General features: G+C 65.6%; 14 protein-coding genes and 2 pseudogenes. 12 read left to right on the forward strand and 4 right to left on the reverse strand.

What is annotated here, in order from left to right; all coding sequences use genetic code 11:
• Positions 1-4: 4 nt before the first annotated feature.
• From OU11_RS09600 to OU11_RS06180, 12 genes and pseudogenes are all read left to right on the forward strand, one after another.
• Positions 5-478, forward strand: a pseudogene (locus tag OU11_RS09600) (RNA methyltransferase); the annotation flags it as partial.
• Between the two features lie 81 nt (positions 479-559).
• Positions 560-844 carry a TrmH family RNA methyltransferase gene (locus OU11_RS09605; protein WP_373869301.1) on the forward strand — a complete coding sequence of 95 codons (285 nt, stop codon included), beginning with the start codon at positions 560-562 and terminating at the stop codon, positions 842-844.
• Between the two features lie 188 nt (positions 845-1,032).
• Positions 1,033-1,989 (forward strand): annotated as a pseudogene (locus OU11_RS06135) (ABC transporter ATP-binding protein); the annotation flags it as partial.
• 221 nt (positions 1,990-2,210) lie between these two features.
• Positions 2,211-3,362, forward strand: coding sequence for an ABC transporter permease (locus OU11_RS06140; protein WP_052122736.1), 1,152 nt, complete (start codon positions 2,211-2,213; stop codon positions 3,360-3,362).
• A 113-nt stretch (positions 3,363-3,475) separates the two neighbouring features.
• Positions 3,476-3,772, forward strand: a complete 297-nt coding sequence (gene gatC / locus OU11_RS06145) for an Asp-tRNA(Asn)/Glu-tRNA(Gln) amidotransferase subunit GatC (RefSeq protein ID WP_033515301.1) — start codon at positions 3,476-3,478, stop codon at positions 3,770-3,772.
• A 1-nt stretch (position 3,773) separates the two neighbouring features.
• On the forward strand, positions 3,774-5,309 hold the full coding sequence (gatA, locus tag OU11_RS06150; RefSeq protein ID WP_033515303.1) for an Asp-tRNA(Asn)/Glu-tRNA(Gln) amidotransferase subunit GatA: 1,536 nt from the start codon (positions 3,774-3,776) through the stop codon (positions 5,307-5,309).
• Positions 5,310-5,330: 21 nt separating this feature from the next.
• Positions 5,331-6,830: an Asp-tRNA(Asn)/Glu-tRNA(Gln) amidotransferase subunit GatB gene (gatB, locus tag OU11_RS06155; RefSeq protein WP_033515305.1), complete on the forward strand. Its 1,500-nt coding sequence runs from the start codon at positions 5,331-5,333 to the stop codon at positions 6,828-6,830.
• Between the two features lie 87 nt (positions 6,831-6,917).
• Entirely contained in the window at positions 6,918-8,003 is a 1,086-nt protein-coding gene (locus OU11_RS06160) for a GNAT family N-acetyltransferase (protein WP_033515307.1), read from the forward strand.
• Positions 8,003-8,314, forward strand: coding sequence for a DUF2469 domain-containing protein (locus tag OU11_RS06165; protein ID WP_033515309.1), 312 nt, complete (start codon positions 8,003-8,005; stop codon positions 8,312-8,314). The genes OU11_RS06160 and OU11_RS06165 overlap by 1 nt, the downstream gene beginning before the upstream one ends.
• A 206-nt stretch (positions 8,315-8,520) precedes the next feature.
• Entirely contained in the window at positions 8,521-10,107 is a 1,587-nt protein-coding gene (locus OU11_RS06170) for an NAD(P)/FAD-dependent oxidoreductase (RefSeq protein WP_033515311.1), read from the forward strand.
• Between the two features lie 269 nt (positions 10,108-10,376).
• Positions 10,377-12,212, forward strand: a complete 1,836-nt coding sequence (gene rho / locus OU11_RS06175) for a transcription termination factor Rho (RefSeq protein WP_033515312.1) — start codon at positions 10,377-10,379, stop codon at positions 12,210-12,212.
• 136 nt (positions 12,213-12,348) lie between these two features.
• Entirely contained in the window at positions 12,349-12,711 is a 363-nt protein-coding gene (locus OU11_RS06180; protein WP_033515314.1) for a chorismate mutase, read from the forward strand.
• A gap of 282 nt (positions 12,712-12,993) precedes the next feature.
• On the opposite strand, the gene valS is transcribed toward OU11_RS06180, so the two are convergent.
• From valS to OU11_RS06200, 4 genes are read right to left on the reverse strand one after another with little or no spacing between them, the layout of a single operon-like run.
• Positions 12,994-15,717 (reverse strand): valine--tRNA ligase, encoded by a 2,724-nt coding sequence (gene valS / locus OU11_RS06185; RefSeq protein ID WP_033515316.1) that lies wholly within the window; start codon positions 15,715-15,717, stop codon positions 12,994-12,996.
• Between the two features lie 21 nt (positions 15,718-15,738).
• Positions 15,739-17,280: an ABC transporter substrate-binding protein gene (locus OU11_RS06190; RefSeq protein ID WP_033515318.1), complete on the reverse strand. Its 1,542-nt coding sequence runs from the start codon at positions 17,278-17,280 to the stop codon at positions 15,739-15,741.
• A gap of 37 nt (positions 17,281-17,317) precedes the next feature.
• Positions 17,318-17,977 carry an endonuclease III gene (nth, locus tag OU11_RS06195; protein WP_033515319.1) on the reverse strand — a complete coding sequence of 220 codons (660 nt, stop codon included), beginning with the start codon at positions 17,975-17,977 and terminating at the stop codon, positions 17,318-17,320.
• A complete protein-coding gene (locus OU11_RS06200) occupies positions 17,977-18,696 on the reverse strand; it encodes a winged helix-turn-helix domain-containing protein (protein WP_033515416.1) in 720 nt (239 codons plus the stop codon). The genes nth and OU11_RS06200 overlap by 1 nt, the downstream gene beginning before the upstream one ends.
• Positions 18,697-18,739: the final 43 nt, after the last annotated feature.

The following is an 18,739-nucleotide window of genomic DNA, read 5'->3' on the forward strand; positions in this document are numbered from 1 at the left end:
CGTCATGCATGAGCCCAATCCCATCTCGCTGGCCGCCAAGGCCTCCGGCGAACCCACCTTCCGCGAGGTCGGCGTCGGGCCGTGGGCGCAGACGCACCCTGGCGAACCACGTCCGGACGATCCGCAGTCGCCGAACTACGACGCCCGCTACGACAGCGACTTGCTGAACGAGGGCGATCGACGCAACGTGCTCGACCGATACCGCTACTGGACGGTCGAGGCCATCAAGGCCGATTTGGATTTGCGTGGGCGTCACGGATTCGAGGTGGCGGTCGAGAATTGGACGCATGATTTCAACATCGGCTCCATGGTGCGCACCGCCAACGCCTTCGCCGCGCGACGCGTGCACATCGTCGGCCCGCACAAGTGGAATCGCAAGGGCGCGTTGATGACCGAACTGTATCAGCACGTCGAATACCATCCGTCCATCGACGAGCTCATCACCACCTGGCGCGCCGGCATCGCCGCCGAAATCGCCGACTGCGAGGCCCAGCTCGCAAGCCTGACCCTCAACCCGTCCCATCCGGACTTTGAATATGAACGCATCCCTGACCTGGCGATGCAGCGGGTTGAGCTTCGCGAGCAATTGCGCGTATTGCGCGAGGCGCGGGTTATCGCGCTCGACATCATTCCAGGCGCGATGCCGATCGAAACCTATCGCTTCCCCGAGCGCTGCCTGATGCTGTTCGGCGCCGAGGGGCCGGGGCTATCCGAAAAGGCCGTATCCATGGCGGATGATGTGGTCTACATCTCCCAGTTCGGTTCTGTGCGTTCCATCAACGCCGGTGCCGCAGCCGCCGTCGCGATGCACTGCTGGATAGCCCAGCGCGCAGGCGTGGCCTAAGCCGTGGCGGCCGTCTAACCGGTTGCATCTGTTCCTTCTGGCGCAGCACTATCGTGTTGCTGCGCCAGAAGGTTCAGTTGGTTGGCGCTAACTGGCCCTTTTGCCGCAGTGGTCTGGTGCTGCCGCGCCAAAAGGTACACATGAACGCTGCCCGCCACCGATGAGCCCTATGGTGTAGGCTCGGAGCCATGATCGAGATTGAGGGTCTCTCCAAACGTTTCGGCGCGAAAACCGTGCTGGACCACGTCAGCTTCACCGCCGAGGACGGCAAGGTCACAGGCTTCCTGGGACCGAACGGCGCCGGCAAGTCCACCACCATGCGTGCCGCGTTGGGCCTGATCGCCCCGGATTCCGGCCGGGCCCTCATCGACGGCCGACCGTTCGCCGAACATCGCGCCCCGCTGCGCACCGTCGGCGCCGTGCTCGACGCCAAATCCGCGCACAAGGGCCGCAGCGCCTACGCCCACCTGCTGAGCATCGCCCTGACCGACGGCATCCCGCGGCGCCGCGTGGATGAGGTCATGGACCTGACCGGCATCGCCGCCGTAAAAAACCGCAACGCCGGTTCGTTCTCGCTGGGCATGAGTCAGCGCCTGTCCATCGCCGCCGCCCTGCTGGGCGAGCCGCACAACCTGGTCCTCGACGAGCCGATCAACGGTCTGGACCCGGAAGGCGTCAAATGGGTGCGCGAGCTGTGCCGCTATTATGCCGCGGAAGGCCGCGCCGTACTGTTGAGCTCGCATCTGATGAGCGAGGTGGCGCTCACCGCCGACAACCTGGTCATCATCGGCCAGGGCCGCATCCTGGAGACCACCACCGTGGCGGACTTCGTGGCCGAGCACTCCACGCATTCGCTGCGCGTCATCACGCCTGAACCGGAGAAACTGCAGGCGATTTTCGCCCACGCGTCCGAGGTCACGGTCGCGCCGATCGAGCGCGAGCCCGGCGACCCGCAGGAAGGCGCGGCGTTCCGTATCACAGGCGCCGATCTGGAGGCGGCCGCCCGCGTGTTCGCCGCCGCGCAGCTGGTCACCTACCTGTTCGTGCAGGAGCACGCCTCGCTGGAGGAGGCGTACATGACGTTGACCCATGCGCGCGCCGAGTATCTGGGCCGTTCGATGCCCGCAACGAGTGCGCCGTCGACGCCTCCCGTCGTCGCCAATGTGTCAGAGTCCATGAATACGTGGCCCGGAAACAATGATGGAAATGTGTCAGAGTCCGTGGAATCGCCGCGGCCCGGGAATACGGAGGCCGGAGACGTGCCGCGGCTCGTGAATACGGGGCCTGAAGACGTGCCGTGGTCCGTGAATACGTGGCCCGCCAATGTGTCAGAGTCCGGGAATACGTCATCCAGGGAGGTGCAGCAATGAGCAGGGGAGCCCACGCCGCACACGCCAATCGTTCCGTCCGCACGGTCAGCTCGACTCGGCAGCCGCAGCAGGCTGCGGAGTCCGTCGCGCCGAGCGCAAATCCCCGTTCGGGTGCTGCGAACAGCCCAATCGGTTCATCAGGCGATCCGGGCTACCGGCGTGGTGCGGATCATGCCGCCGGCCCCCGTCGCCGTGCCTCCGCCGGCGCGACGCGCACCGCCCCACGTCTGACGTTCCTCAACGCCGTCCGTGCCGAACTGTGCAAGGCGTTGAGCCTCAAGTCCACGTATGTACTGTTGGTCATCAACGCGGTTCTGTTGCCGATTGGTTCGGCGCTGCTGGCGTGGGCCATGTCGTTCGTGATGTCCCTCGACCCGCAGACCGGCGAGATCCTGGACACCCAGCAGCCGGTGGCCGAGTCGTTCATGTGGTCCGCGGTGTCCTCGTTCGTGCCGACGTGCCTGCTGGTGACCGGTATCTTCGGCGTGATGGCGGTCACCGTCGAATATTCGTCGTCCACCATCCAATCGTCGTTGGTGGCGAATCCGCGGCGCGTGATGTTCCTGAACGCCAAGACGCTGGTGGTGGCCGCGCTCGCGTTCCTCTCCTCGCTGATCGGTCTGCTGCTGGCGTGGGGCGTGGCCTACGCGCTGCTGTCGCCGGGAGGCCTGACGCCGCTGACCGACGCCGAGCGCGCGCTGCCGTACATGAGCGTGTTCGGCGGGGCGTTGCTGCTGACCGCGATGGCGGTGCTGGCCGTCGGATTGGGCGGCGTCTGCCGTTCCACGATGGGTGGCGTGTTCGCGCTAGTCGGTGTGCTGATCATCGCGCCGTCCGTGCTGTCGATGGCTTCGCTGGTGGGTGACCGGTTCGCGTGGCTGCAGTCGGTGGCGCGTTGCCTGCCCGATCAGGCCGCGTCGAATTTCCTGACGGCGGGTGTCGATGTGGCGGTGTCGTCGTCTTCGACGAACGTGAGCGTCGATGTCGAGGCGATGGATGCCGCCGCGGGCGCGACGGTCGCCATGACCCCGGACGCGAGCGGCCTGTTCGAGCCGACCTGGTGGCAGAGCGGCCTGATTCTGCTGGCGTGGGTGGTTGCGGCGTATGTGATCGGCGTGATGGTGGTCCGCCGCTCCGACGTCAAGTAGGGCCGGAACTGCCCGGGGCGGCCGAAGCGGCCGGACCGTGGCGTACCCGGACGCCGAACGGGTGCCTTCGGCTGGTAACCTGCGTGTCACGCCGCGCTCATATAGTTAGGGGCATGCCAACATTCACACGTGAAGAGATCATGCATTTGGGCGATCTGGCCCGAATCGCGCTGACTGATGAGGAGATCACCCGTCTGCAGGGCGAGCTCAACGTCATCGCCGACGCCATCAACAAGGTGCAGGAGGTCGCTGGCGACGACGTGCCGCCGACCGCCAATCCGGTGCCGCTGGAGACCTACATGCGTCCGGATGTCGCCGAAACGCCGCTGACGCAGGCCGAGGCCATCTCCGGCGCCCCGGTGTCCGAGAGCGGCATGTTCGTGGCGCCGCGCATTCTGGGGGAGGAGTGAGATGACCGAAGAGCTGGTGAAGCTGTCCGCGGCCGAGATGGCCGCCAAGATCAAGTCCGGCGAGGTTTCCAGCCGTGAGCTGGTTGAAGCCCATCTCAAGGTGATCGAGGCCGCCGAGCCGAGCATCAAGGCGTTCCTGCAGGTGTCCGCCGACGAGGCGCTCGCCCAGGCCGACGCGTTCGACGAGAAGACCGCCAAGGGCCAGACCGAGGGCCTGCCCGAGCTGGCCGGTGTGCCGATCGCGATCAAGGACATGATCGTGACCAAGGGCATTGTGACCACCGCCGCCTCGAAGATCCTCGAGGGCTGGGTGCCGCCGTACGATGCCACCGTCATCGAGAAGCTCAAGGCCGCGGGCATGCCGCTGCTGGGCAAGACGAACCTCGACGAGTTCGCGCAGGGCTCGTCCACCGAGCATTCCGCGTACGGCCCGACCCGCAACCCGTGGGACACCGATCGTGTGCCGGGTGGTTCCGGCGGCGGTTCCGCCTCCGCGGTCGCCGCGTTCGAGGCCCCGCTGGCGCTGGGTACCGATACCGGCGGTTCGATCCGTCAGCCGGGCGCCTTGACCGGTACGGTCGGCGTCAAGCCGACGTATGGCGGCGTGAGCCGTTTCGGCGCGATCGCGATGGCGAGCTCGCTCGACCAGATCGGCCCGGTGAGCCGTACCGTGCTGGACTCCGCGCTGCTGCAGGAGGTCATCGGTGGCCATGACCGTCGCGATTCGACCTCCATCCCGGCACCGGTCCGCCCGATGGCGGCGGCCGCCCGCGAGGGTATGAAGCGCGACCTGAAGGGCATGCGCATCGGCCTGGTCAAGGAACTGAGCGGCGAGGGCTTCCAGCCGGGCGTGCAGGCCCGCTTCGAGGAGTCCGTCAAGAAGCTCGAGCAGATGGGCGCCGAGGTCGTGGAGGTCTCCTGCCCGCACTTCCCGTATTCGCTGGGCGCCTACTACATCATCATGCCGTCCGAGGTCAGCTCGAACCTGGCCCGCTACGACGGCATGCGCTACGGCCTGCGCGTCATGCCGCCGGCCGACGTGCCGCAGACCGCCGCCAACATGATGGCCTACACCCGTGAGGCCGGCTTCGGCGACGAGGTCAAGCGCCGCATCATCCTGGGCACCTACGCGCTGTCCGCCGGCTACTATGACGCCTGGTACGGCTCCGCGCAGAAGGTGCGCACGCTGATCATCCAGGACTTCAACAAGGCGTTCGAGCAGGCCGATGTGCTGGTCTCCCCGACCAGCCCGTCCACCGCGTTCAAGTTCGGCGAGAAGATGGACGACCCGCTGGCCATGTACATGAACGACATCGCCACGATTCCGGCGAACCTGGCCGGCACCCCGGCCATGAGCATCCCGTCCGGCCTGTCCGACGACGGCCTGCCCGCCGGCATCCAGTTCATCGCCCCGCAGCAGCGTGACGAGGTCATGTACAAGCCGGCCGCCGCGCTCGAGGCCGCGCTGAACGAGGAATGGGGCGGCCCGATCTGGCAGTCCCTGAAGACCCCGTGGCTCGAGGGCCTGGGCGAGTAAGCATCGGAGGAGCAAGACATTATGGCTGAAAAACTGATGAAGTACGCCGATGCCGTCAAGCAGTTCGACCCGGTCATCGGTCTGGAGACGCACGTCGAGCTGAGCACGAACACCAAGCTGTTCTGCCCGGCGCACGTGGAGTTCGGCGGCGAGCCGAACTCGCAGCTGACCCCGGTCTCCCTCGGTCTGCCCGGCTCGCTGCCGGTGATCAACGAGGCGGCCGTGGACTACGCGATCAAGCTGGGCCTGGCCCTGCACTGCGAGATTGCCGAGTGGAGCCAGTTCTCCCGCAAGAACTACTTCTACCCGGATATGCCGCGCAACTACCAGATCTCCCAGTATGACAAGCCGACCAACGGCAATGGCTACCTGGATGTGGAGCTGGAGGACGGCACGATCTTCCGTGTGCCGATCGAGCGCGCCCACATCGAGGACGACGCCGGCAAGAACACGCATGTCGGCGGCGCCGACGGCCGCATCGAGGGCGCCGATCACTCGCTGGTCGACTACAACCGTGCCGGCGTGCCTCTGATCGAGATCGTCACCAAGCCGATCGAGGGCGTGGGCGACCGCGGCCCGGAGATCGCCGGTGCCTACATGCGTACGCTGCGCGACATCGTGCGTGCCCTGAACATCTCGCACGCCCGCATGGAGCAGGGCAACATGCGCGCCGACGTGAACGTGTCGCTGCGCCGCAATCCGACCGACCCGTTCGGCACCCGTTCCGAGACCAAGAACGTGAACTCGTTCCGTGGCATCGAGAAGACCATCCAGTACGAGATCCGCCGTCAGGCCGCGATCCTGAACGATGGCGGCGAGATCCTGCAGGAGACCCGCCACTGGGACGAGGCCTCGCAGACCACCGCCGGCGGCCGCGTGAAGTCGGATGCGGACGACTACCGCTACTTCCCGGATCCGGATCTGGTGATGCTGCACATCACCAAGGAGCACATCGAGCGCCTGGCCGCGCAGATGCCGGAGATGCCGCGCGAGCGCCGCAACCGTCTGCAGGGCGAGTGGGGCTTCTCCGATCTGGAGATGCGTGACGTGGTCAACGCCGATGCACTCGACCTGATCGAGGCCACCGTGGCTGCCGGCGCCACCGCTGCCGGTGCCAAGAAGTGGTGGCTGGGCGAGCTTTCGCGCGAGGCGAACGCCAAGGGTGTCTCGTTGGAGGAACTGCCGGTGACCCCGGCCGACGTGGCCGAGGTGGAGAAGCTCATCGCCGACGGCAAGCTCAACGACAAGCTGGCCAAGCAGACCGTCTCCGGTGTGCTCGCCGGCGAAGGCACCCCCGCCGAGGTCGTGGCGAAGCACGGCTATCAGGTGGTCTCCGACGACGGCGCGCTGGTCGCCGCCGTGGAGGATGCCATGGCCGCCAACCCGGATGTGGTCGAGAAGCTCAAGGCCGGCAATATGAAGCCGATGGGCGCGATCATCGGTGCGGTCATGCGGGCCACCAAGGGCCAGGCGGACGCCAAGGCGGTCAACAAGATCGTGATGGAGAAGCTCCACGCCTGACGAACAGTGCTTTCAGCGAATCTTGAGCCGGGTACAATACCGTCGATAGATAAGTGAGCGAAAGCGAATGACAAGGGGTGTTTCATCATGGATCAGAACGCTGAACCTCCATTGAACGATACTGATACGGTTTCCCGCGAGCTGCCGTCGCGGATCGTCATCCCCCCGATTCGGGGCGAGATGGTGCATCTGCGTCCGGCGGCCGTGGAGGACCTGCCCCGTATGGACGAACTCGGAGCCTACTGCGGCGCATCCCGCATCACCGGCAAGGACATGCAGGCCGAACGTGCCGTCGTGCACGCGTGGGTCCGTCGTTCCGTGGCCTGGTCCGAGGGGCGCACCGAAACCGGAGTCGACGATCCGGAGTCGCGTCGCACCATCGCCTGGTCGATTCTGACCGACGCGGACCATGACGATGACGGCGTGGTCGACGCCGCCTCCACGGACAACGTGATCGGCATGATCTTCCTGATCGACATCGACGGATGGGCGCGTTCCGCCCGCATCCAGATCGTGCTCGGCAAGGACTACCGCGGCCGCGGCTATTCGCGCGACGCGATGCCGCGCGTCATGACCTTCGGCTTCGCGCCGGAGCCGGCCGGATTGGGGATGCACCGCATCTGGGTCGGCGTGCCGGAGAAGAACACGCGATCGATCTCCGTGTACCAGTCGCTGGGCTTCGTGCCGTCCGGCACCTCTCGCGACGCGCTGTGGGACGCGGAGAACAACAAGTACCAGGACCTGATCGTCATGGACACGCTGGCCGACGAGTACGACCCGATCGCCTCGCTGGACGCCTTCGGCATGCATGTGCTGGAGGATAATCCGGGCGTCAAGGAAGCCTTGAGCATGCGCGAGCATTCCGTCCAGATCCGCAAGCGCAACGCCGAGGCGCAGGACGACGAGCGGATCACCGCCGTCATCCCGCCGGTGGCCGAACCCGCGGAGCATGCCCCGGTCGCCGACCTGGCGGGCAAGGAGAACACGCCCGAGACGCCTGCGGCCCCGGCACCCCAGCGGTATCGCGAGCCCGAAACCGGTGACGTGATCGAATCGCCCGATTCGAGCGAGGAAAGCAACTGGCCGTACGGCGCCGCGGAACGCAAGCCCTCCAAGATCGCCTGGTGGCGCAATCTGGGACGCGGCCGCAAGCGCGACGAGGAAGGTAAGTGATGAGCGCCGAGGATCTCGACAACTACGAAACCGACGCCGAACTCGCCCTGTACAAGGAATACCGCGACGTCATCAAACTGTTCACCTACGTGGTGGAGACGGAACGCCGCTTCTACTTGGCGAACAAGGTTGATTTCAACGTGCGTTCGGCCGGACAGGACGTCTACTTCGACGTGCAGCTGACCGACGCCTGGGTGTGGGATGTGTACCGGTCGTCGCGGTTCGCGAAGAACGTGCGCATCGTGACGTTCAAGGATGTGAACGTCGAAGAGGTGCAGAAATCGGATATCGATATCCCCGACGGCATCTGACGCATCCGCCCACAGCGGGCGAGCGATCGTGAATGGAATGGGCGGGCCGACCTCGGGAACGGGGCGGCCCGTCCGCCGTATGCGGCGCAACGCCGCAACCATGCCGTAATTGCCGTAATCGTGAGGATTTGGCGATAACCCGGCCGGAGTATAGCCGTTTCGGGTAGACTATGCGTGGTTTTATGCATCGACAAGGAGAACGGATCGTGACGCAGAAGCAAACCGTGGTGATCATCGGCGGCGGCCCAGCCGGACTCACCGCTGCATGGGAACTGGTCAAGGACGGTGGCGCCGAGACCTACGATGTGACCGTACTCGAGGCCACCCGCGAATTCGGCGGCATCTCGCGTACCGTCAAGCACAACGGCAACAGGATGGACATCGGCGGGCACCGGTTCTTCTCCAAGGACGACCGCATCATGGCCTGGTGGCGTGAGACCCTGCCGCTGCAGGGCGCGCCCAGCTACGACGACAAGAAGCTCGGCCGCCATCATGATCTGGAACCGGGCGGCCCGGACCCGGAGACCTGCGACAAGGTGATGCTCAAGCGCCATCGCGTCTCCCGCATCTACTGGAACCGGCATTTCTTCGATTACCCGATCAGCCTCAGCCCGAACACGCTGAAGGCCATGGGCCCCAAGCTCACGCTCGAAGCCGGGTTCTCTTATCTGAAATCGATGGTGCACAAGCTGCCGGAAGACAATCTGGAGAACTTCTACATCAACCGGTTCGGACGCAAGCTGTATTCGATGTTCTTCGAGGGGTACACCGAGAAGCTCTGGGGCAGGCATCCCTCGCAGATCTCGGCCGACTGGGGCGCGCAGCGCGTCAAGGGCCTGAGCATCACCGAGGTGCTGAAGAACGCGTTCCTCAAGCTCCTGCCGAAGAAGCAGGACACCTCCAAGGTGGAGACGAGCCTGATCGAGGAGTTCTGGTACCCCAAGCTGGGGCCGGGGCAGCTGTGGGAGACCGTGGAGCACAACTGCGAGCAGGCGGGCGTGCGCGTGATCACCGATGCGCATGTCGTGGAGATCCGTCAGGACGGCGGCCGTATCGGCTCGGTGGTCTACGTTGATTCCGAAGGCAACCGCACGCAGCTGGAGGCCGACCAGTTCATCTCGTCGATGCCGGTCAAGGATCTGGTCAACGCGTTGGACGCGGGCACGTCGGTGCCGGCCGACATGCATGAGATCGCCAACGGCCTGCCGTATCGCGACTTCGTGACCGTGGGCCTGCTGGTCAAGCATCTTAAGCTGCGCAACACCACCGACATCCCCACGCTGGGCAACCCGCCGATCGTGCCGGACTGCTGGATCTACGTGCAGGACCCGGGGTACAAGGTCGGGCGCATCCAGGTGTTCAACAACTGGAGCCCGTACCTGGTCAAGGACGTGGACGACACCGTGTGGATCGGCCTGGAATACTTCTGCGAGGAAGGCGATTCGTTCTGGTCGATGAGCGACGAGGAGACCACGCGCTTCGCCATCCAGGAACTCACCCGCATGCGTGTGATCAACGGTCCGCAGGATGTGCTGGACTCCCATCGCGAACGGGTGAAGAAGGCGTATCCGGCGTATTTCGACACCTACGACCATATGGACGAGCTGGTGGAGTACCTGGATTCGTTCGGCAACCTGTATTGTGTGGGCCGTAACGGCCAGCATCGGTACAACAACATGGACCATTCGATGGCCACGGCCATGGAGGCGGTCGGCAATATCAAGACCGGCAAGACCTCCAAGAAGAACGTGTGGAGCGTGAACACCGAGCAGTCCTACCACGAGTCGAAGTAGCTCGGTCCCGTTCGTCCGGCCCCTTGCAACCGGTCCCTCGCATCCGGTCCGGGTAGCTGACTTGGGTAACAGGCCCTTTTGCCGCAGCGGCACCGCCGTTCTGTGGCAAAAGGGCCAGTTGCATTTGGTCGGCATCGCGTAGTATCGTAAACAACGTCCGTGATGCGTTGTTCATCGGATCGGACGTTTCAACGCGGTTTTCCGCAATCCTGTCACCAGCTGTAGCCGGTCATATTCCATCCCGACACGGCCAAGGAAAGGTACCAACAGTGGCAAATAGCCAGAATCTTGAAGAGATGAAGCTGCCTGAATTGAAGGAGCTCGCCAAGCAGATGGGGCTTCGTGGCACGTCGACGATGCGTAAGCCGGAATTGCTCGCCACCCTGCAGGCCGCTCGCAGCGGGGGAGAGGCACCCGCCGGCGTCACCGTGCGTGCGCCGAAGCGTGAGACCCGAAGCAAGGCCGATCGCCCCATGGAGGCGGCTCAGCCGACCGTCGCCCCGGAGCCGGCGTCCATGGACATCGCGCCGGAGCCTGAGGACCGTCGCCGCACCCGCCGCACGGCGCATGAGGAGCATAAGGCGTCCGCCGACGAATTCGCGTCCTCGCTGCTGGACGAGCTTGACCTTTCCGAGCCGGTGGAATCCCGTGACCTCGGCACCCACGATGACGATAGCTCGATGCAGCAGATGCGCCGCCGTCGCCGTGGCGATCGCGAGCAGAACCGTGGCGGCGACCGTCAGCATGCCCAGGCCGAGAACAATCACGATCTGGACGACATCCTGGCCACGCTGCCCGAGCAGAAGCATGAGGACGACGATGAGGGCCACGAGCTCTCCCGCCGTCGCGGTCGTGGCGACCGCAACGCCAACGCCGGCAACGACCGCCGTCAGCGCCGGATGCGCGGTCGTGACCGCGATGGCGGCACCGAGGAGCGTGAGGAACGCCAGCAGCAGGAGGACCTCGTGCCGGTCGCCGGCATCGTGGACGTGCTGGACTCCTACGCGTTCATCCGCACCTCCGGCTATCTGCCGGGCCCGAACGACGTGTACGTCTCGATGGGGCAGGTCAAGAAGTACGGTCTGCGCAAGGGCGACGCCGTGCACGGCACGATCCGCCCGCCGCGCGAGGGTGACCGCCGCAACCAGCGTCAGAAGTTCGTGCCGCTGCAGGCCATCGACTCGATCAACGGCATGAGCGTGGAGGAGGCGGCCAACCGTCCGCAGTTCGCCAAGCTCACCCCGCTGTACCCGCAGGAGCGCCTCAAGCAGGAGACCACGCCGAACAAGCTCACCGGCCGCCTGATCGACATCGTGGCGCCGATCGGCAAGGGCCAGCGTGGCCTGATCGTCTCGCCGCCGAAGGCCGGCAAGACCATCACGCTGCAGAACATCGCCAACGCCATCTCCACCAACAACCCCGAAGTGCATCTGATGGTGGTGCTGGTGGACGAGCGTCCGGAAGAGGTCACCGACATGGAGCGTACGGTGCAGGGCGAGGTCATCTCCTCCACCTTCGACCGTCCGGCCTCCGACCACACGACCGTGGCCGAGCTGGCCATCGAGCGCGCCAAGCGCCTGGTGGAGCTGGGCCAGGACGTGGTGGTGCTGCTTGATTCGATGACCCGTCTGGCCCGCGCCTACAACATCGCCGCCCCGGCCTCCGGCCGCATCCTGTCCGGCGGCGTGGACGCGCAGGCGCTGTATCCGCCGAAGAAGTTCTTCGGCGCGGCCCGCAACATCGAGAACGGCGGCTCGCTGACCATCATCTCGTCCGCGCTGGTGGAGACCGGCTCCAAGATGGACGAGGTCATCTTCGAGGAGTTCAAGGGCACCGGCAACATGGAGCTCAAGCTCAGCCGCGAGCTGGCCGACAAGCGTCTGTTCCCGGCCATCGACGTCAACTCGTCCGGCACCCGCCGCGAGGAGCTCATCACCCCGCCCGACGAGCTGCCGGTCATCTACCGTCTGCGCCGTCTGCTCGGCGGTCTGGAACCCGAGCAGGCCTACCAGACGCTGGTGCCGAGGCTCAAGAAGACGCCGACGAACCGCGACTTCCTGGCCGCGATCGTCCAGCAGAGCAACGCCGCAGTTAACGGCAACTGAGATCGCGCCCGTATCGCATGACATCATCAACCGCCGCGGCACGCAACGCGCCACGGCGGTTTCGCATAATTGCATACCACCGCATGGCGGGACTCAAGGATGGTGGGCGCCTGTGCGATGCGCTAGGCTGGCGGATATGAGCGATAACGAACAGAGCGGCTGGCGTGATTCCACCATCGACGCCGCCGAAGCACAGACGCACCCCGAGACGGCCGAGGCCGTGCAGGCCATCGAACGGCTGCGCGGGTCGATTGACAATGTGGACACGGCCATTGTGATGCTGCTCGCCGAACGGTTCAAATACACTGAGGAAGTGGGCCGGTGGAAGGCCCAAGCCGGGTTCGCCCCCGCCGATGCCGAACGGGAACATCGCCAGGTTGCTCGCCTGCGCGCGCTGGCCGAGCAGGCCGGGCTTGATCCCGATATCGCGGAGGGATACCACGCCTTCGTGGTGGGAGAATCCAAGACCCGCCATCAGCGTATCGCCGACGCATCGTAACCCACAATCCCGGATTGCCGCATCGTAACCCATAATCCCGGACTGTCGCATCGTACCCCACCGTCCAACACGCCCGGCCTGTACGGACTCTGATCTATCGTGACCGTGATCTAATTCCCAAAACGGCGGAATATCAACGATTGTTAACTTAGATCACGGTCACAATGTCGCAGAGTCCGTACAGGCCGGGCGTGTTGGGATGAGCGGGTGGATACCGGTTAAACAAACGGGGAGGGGTCGTCCGACGGATATCGGACGACCCCTCCCGGAGGAAGATAACGATCAGGCCTTCGGCTTCTTGGCCGGCGGCTCACCGAGCTCGCTGGCGGTGACGGCGACGGTCGCCTCGCCCTCGCCCGTAGCGTCGGCCTCGACCACGGTCAGCGGTCCGGTCACGCGGCCGGCCTCGGCGATGTCGCCGAGAGCCGCATCGATCGCCTCCACGGCTTCGGCCGGCGCGGCCAGCGTGGCGGAGAGAATCGGGGTCTTCATCGAGACCTTGGCCTGCGACTTGAGACCGCGCAGCTCGGCCAGCGCCTTGCCGGCCCAGTCAAGCACGTCGGCGGACACATCGCCCGCGGCCGCCTCATACACGCCGGCCTCAGGCCATGCGGCACGGTGCACGGAGCCCTCGCCCTCGTGCATCCAGCTCCACACTTCTTCGGCGGCGTACGGCAGATACGGGGCCAGCAGACGCGCGAACGCGTCCAGACCCAGTCCCAGCGCGGTGCGTGCCGACAGCACGGCGGTCTCGCTCGGCTCCACGCCGGTCGAATCGGCGGTGCCGTAGGCGCGGTTCTTCACCAGCTCGATGTAGTCGTCGCAGAACTGCCAGAAGAAGCTCTCGATGGCCTCCAGCGCCTTGGAATGCTCGTAGGCGTCAAGCGCCTCGGTGGCCTCGTGCACCACACGGGCCATAGCGGCCATCGCGGCGCGGTCCAGCGGCTCGGTCACGTCGGCCGGGTTCCAGGCGGCGGTGGCGGCGGCGCCCACATGGTGGTTCTCATCCTCGCGGCCGATCGCCAGCGCGAACTTGGTGGCGTTGAGCAGCTTGATGGCGAGCCTGCGGCCGATCTTCATCTGGCCCTCGTCATAGGTGGCGTCCAGGCCCAGGCGCGCGGCGGCGGCCCAGTAGCGCACCGCGTCGGCGCCGAACTTCTCGATCGGCTCGTTCGGCACCACCACGTTGCCCTTGGACTTCGACATCTTCTTGTGGTCCGGGTCCAGAATCCAGCCCGAGAGCGTGGCATGCGCCCACGGCAGGCAGCCGTTCTCCAGATGCGCGCGGTCCACGGTGGAGAACAGCCAGGTGCGGATGATGTCCTGGCCCTGCGGACGCAGATCCATCGGGAACGTGGCGTTGAACAGCGCCTGGTTCTCCTCGCCCGGCTCCTCCCAACGGGTCACGATCTGCGGGGTGAGCGACGAGGTGGCCCAGGTGTCCATGATGTCCGGCTCGGCCGTGAATCCGCCCGGCACGTCGCGCTGCGACTCGTCGTAGCCCTCCGGCACGTCGGTGGTCGGATCGATCGGCAGCAGGTCCTCGCTCGGCGTGATCGGATGATCGTAATCCGGGGTGCCGTCGGCCTTGACCGGGTACCACAGCGGGAACGGCACGCCGAAGAAACGCTGGCGGGAGATCAGCCAGTCGCCGTTCAGACCGTTGACCCAGTTCTCATAGCGCACGCGCATGAAATCGGGGTGGAACTCCAGTTCGCGGCCGCGCTCGATCAGCTCGGCGTTCAGCTTCTGGTCGGTGCCGCCGTTCTTCAGATACCACTGGCGGGAGGTCACGATCTCCAGCGGCTTGTCGCCCTTCTCGTAGAAGTTCGTCATACGCTTGGTCGGGGTCGGCTCGCCGTCCAGATCGCCGGACTCACGCAGCGCGTCCACGATGATCTTGCGGGCGGAGAACGTGGTCTTGCCGGCGATCTGCTGGAACAGCGCGCGGCCGGCCTCGTCCTCGATCCAATCCGGGGTGTCCATCACGATGCGGCCGTTGCGCTGGATGATGGAACGCAGTGGCAGGTTCAGGTCACGCCACCACTCCACGTCGGTCACGTCGCCGAACGTGCAGCACATGGCGATGCCCGCGCCCTTGTCCATCTCGGCGGCCTTGTGCGCCAGGATCGGCACCTTGACCTTGAACAGCGGCGAATACACGGTCTGGCCGAAATACGGCTTGTAGCGCTCGTCGTCCGGATTGGCGATCAGCGAGGTGCAGGCCGCCAGCAGTTCGGGACGGGTGGTTTCGATGTAGATCGGCGTGCCGTCCTCGAAACGGAATGCCACCTTGTGATAGAAACCCGGGTATTCGCGCGATTCGAGCTCGGCCTGGGCCACGGCGGTCTGGAACGTCACGTCCCACAGGCCCGGGGCTTCCTTCTGATAGGCCTCGCCGCGCTTGAGGTTACGCAGGAAGGCGCGCTGCGCCACGCGCTGCGGATGCTCGCCGATGGTGTGATAGGTCTGCGACCAGTCGATCGACAGGCCGAGCTTGCGCCACAGCGCTTCGAACTGCTGCTCGTCCTGCGCGGTGAGCTTCTCGCACAGCTCGATGAAGTTCCTGCGGCTGATCGGCACCTGGTCCTTGGCGTCGATCTTCTTGCCGTCGGTGCCCTCGAACGGGGGCTTGAAGTCCGGATCGTACTTCAGCGAGGTGTCCACGCGCACGCCGTAGTAGTTCTGCACGCGGCGCTCGGTGGGCAGGCCGTTGTCGTCCCAGCCCATCGGGTAGAACACGTCATAGCCGCGCATGCGCTTGAACCGCGCGATCACGTCGGTGTGCGTGTAGGAGAACACATGGCCCACGTGCAGCGAACCGGAGACGGTGGGCGGCGGGGTGTCGATCGAATACACGGCCTTGCGGTCGCGCGTGCCCTGGAACCGGTACGTGCCGTTGTCGTCCCAGACGCCGCGCCACTTGTCCTCGAGACCGTCGACGCCCACCTTGTCGGGAAGGGGCGTCAGATGCGCATTGATGATGGTGTTCTGGCTCTGTGTCATACAGGCCAGTCTAGAAATCCGTTACGACAGCGCGATTTCGGTGAGCGGCAGCCAACGGTCCGCCATATTCGTCACGTATCCGACGAGTCGCGGCTTGGCCGCCACGAACGTATGGCACGAGTACAGCCAGTCGCTGGCGGAGTCCTCGCTGACGGTGCGCGCGAACTGGTGCAGCCCGTCCAGATACGACTGCTCGTCCGTCGCGCTCATCGCCGCCTGGTACTGCTCCTGCGCCTGCGAATCGGTGTATCGGGAGAGCGACTGCGGGTCGGCGTAGCGGGCCGCGGAAAACTCCCCCTCCTCCGTCTGCAGGGTCAGGTCGAACTGGCGTGAGTCGATGCGCACCTGGTATTCGGCGTCGTCCAACGCCTCGACGTTGACGGGCACGCCGCCCTGCTGGATCTGCGAGGCGATGGTGGAGGCGAGCGCGGCGTACCGTTGGCTGACGACGAACCGCAGTCCGCCGCCGTAGTAGGAGGTGCCGAAGTACGAGGCGAGCGACGCCCCCTTGTTCAGATCGTAGGGGAACAGGTCGGTCAGGTTTTCGTAGCCGGGGTCAAGCGGTCCGATCGGCCCGCCGAGTTCCTGCGAGGCCTCCGCGGTCGACTGCGTGATCGCGGTGGTGTCGACCAGATAGCGCACGGCCTGCCGCATCTGCGAGTCCGACATGATCGAGTCGGCGTCGTTATTGAACACCAGCGTGGTCTTGTTCAGGCTCTCCCCGGTCGTCACGGTCAGCGTGGGGTCCTCCGTCAGCGTCTGGGCGGTGTCCGCGTCGAGCGGCAGCGCCATGTCGATCTGGCCGTCGCGCAGCGCGTCGACCATGGCCGTCTCGTCGGCGAAGTACCGGACGGTGATCTGCGAGGATGCCGGCTTGCTGCCCCAGTATGCGTTGTTGCCGCGCAGCGTGATCGACACTCCCGGCCGGAATTCGGCGATGGTGAACGGTCCGGAGCCGGCGGACTGCCGGGCGTAGTCGGTGTCGGCCTCCTCGTCGTAGACGATGCCGGCGCGTCCCGCCAGCCTGCGCGGCAGCGTCGGATCCGGTTCGGACAGGGTGATGGTGACGGTGGTCGCGTCGGGGTTGGACACCTCGGCGATGCCGTCCAGTTGGTCGGCGCCGACGTAGTTCTGCTGGATGATCTGCTGCAGGGACCAGACCACGTCGGATGAGTCCAGGGTGTGTCCGTTGGCGAATTTGAGGTGTTGGCGCAGCGTGAACGTGTAGGTCAGACCGTCCTTGGACGCCTTCCACTCGCTGGCCAGACCCGGCGTCAAGGCGTTGTCCTGATCGCGGGACACGAGCGTTTCGTAGACGTTGCCCAGCAGCACCTGTTCGAGTTCGGCGTTCTCCTCGGTGCGGATGTCCACGGAGGAGGGGCCTCCGGGGATGCCGATGGTGACGGCCGTGTCCGATTGCAGGGTGCCGTCGCCGTTGATGATATGCCGGTCCCGCAGCAGGGTCCACCCCGTCCAGAGCAGCATGCAGAGTGCGGCGGCTACCGCGATGAAGATGAGCCAACGCTTCCATGCGCTGTGCCGGTGGGTGCTGTGGGTACGCATGGTTCCGAGTCTAATCGGAACAATTGAATATCGGCTGTCAGCGGACCGACGGGCAGGTGTCGTTCAGCGGGCAGGTCTCGCAGTCGGGGCGGCGGGCGTGGCAGGTGGCGCGGCCGTGCAAGATGAGTCGGTGCGACAGGTCCGTCCATTCCTCGGGTGGGAAGCAGGCCGTGATTTCGCGTTCGATACGCGCCGGGTCGGGCGTGTCGCCGTTCCAGTCGCTGCGCCAGCGCAAGCGGCCCGTCACTCGGATCACATGCGTGTCCACGGGGAATCCCGGCACGCCGAATGCGTTGCCGAGCACCACGTTCGCCGTTTTGCGGCCGACTCCGGGCAGCGTGACCAGTTCGTCCATCGTGTCGGGCACCTGGCCGTGGAACCGTGACTCCAACTGGGCGGCCAAGGCGATGATGTTGCGGGTCTTGGCATGGTAGAAGCCGATCGGACGGATGATGTCCTCCACCCGTTGGGGGTCCGCGGCGGCCAGCGCGGCGGCGGTGGGATACTGCGCGAACAGCGTGGGCGTCACCGTGTTCACGCGCCGGTCCGTGGTCTGGGCGCTGAGCACCGTGGCCACCACCAGCTGGAACGGGGAGTCGAAATCCAACGCGCATTTCGGTTCAGGGAACACCTGGCACAGCACCGCGTACTCGTCGTGCATGCGCTTGAGTCGCGCGGCTTTGGACTCTCGCGGCATCACGCATCCTCCGCGTCGGTCTCGGGCGGGTCGAATCGGTAGCCCACGTTGCGCACGGTGCCGATCAGATGCTCGTACTCGCCGCCCAGCTTGGCCCGCAGCCGCCGGATATGCACGTCGACGGTGCGGGTGCCGCCGTAATAGTCGTATCCCCACACTTCCTGCAGCAGCTGCGCGCGTGTCAGCACGTGTCCGGGATGCTGCATCAGGTATTTGAGCAGCTCGAACTCCTTGTATGCCAGGTCCAGCGGTTCGCCGCGCAGGCTGGCCGTGTAGCTGTTGACGTCCAACGCCAGATCGCCGTAGCGCAGCATGCCTGAATCGTCGTTCTCCACGGAATCCGGTTCATGGCCGTGCGCTGCGGGAGCGGCGGCGCTGCGTTCGGCGACCAGCCGCAGCCGGCCCTCGACCTCGGCGGGCGAGGCGGAGGCGAGCACCATGTCGGTGATGCCCCATGCGGCGTTGACCACGGGGAATCCGCCTTCGGTCAGGATCAGGATGATCGGCAGCTGGAAGCCCGAGGCGTGGATCATGCGGCAGACGGTCCGTGCGGTCGCCAGGTCGTCGCGGGCGTCGATGAAGAGAATCGTCTGGTCGGGCAGCCGCACGATGTCGGCCACGTCCAGCGGCAGCACGCGGACACGGTGGGAGAGCAGCGCCAGCGACGGCAGCACGGTGGCCGGGTCGGCCGCCACCGTCATCAGCGTCAGATCCATCACTGCCGGCCCCTTCCCTTCCAATCTGTGAACGTAAACGCGGTCC

The sequence above is a fragment of the Bifidobacterium pullorum DSM 20433 genome (assembly GCF_000771405.1).
In the GTDB taxonomy this organism is placed as follows: domain Bacteria; phylum Actinomycetota; class Actinomycetes; order Actinomycetales; family Bifidobacteriaceae; genus Bifidobacterium; species Bifidobacterium pullorum.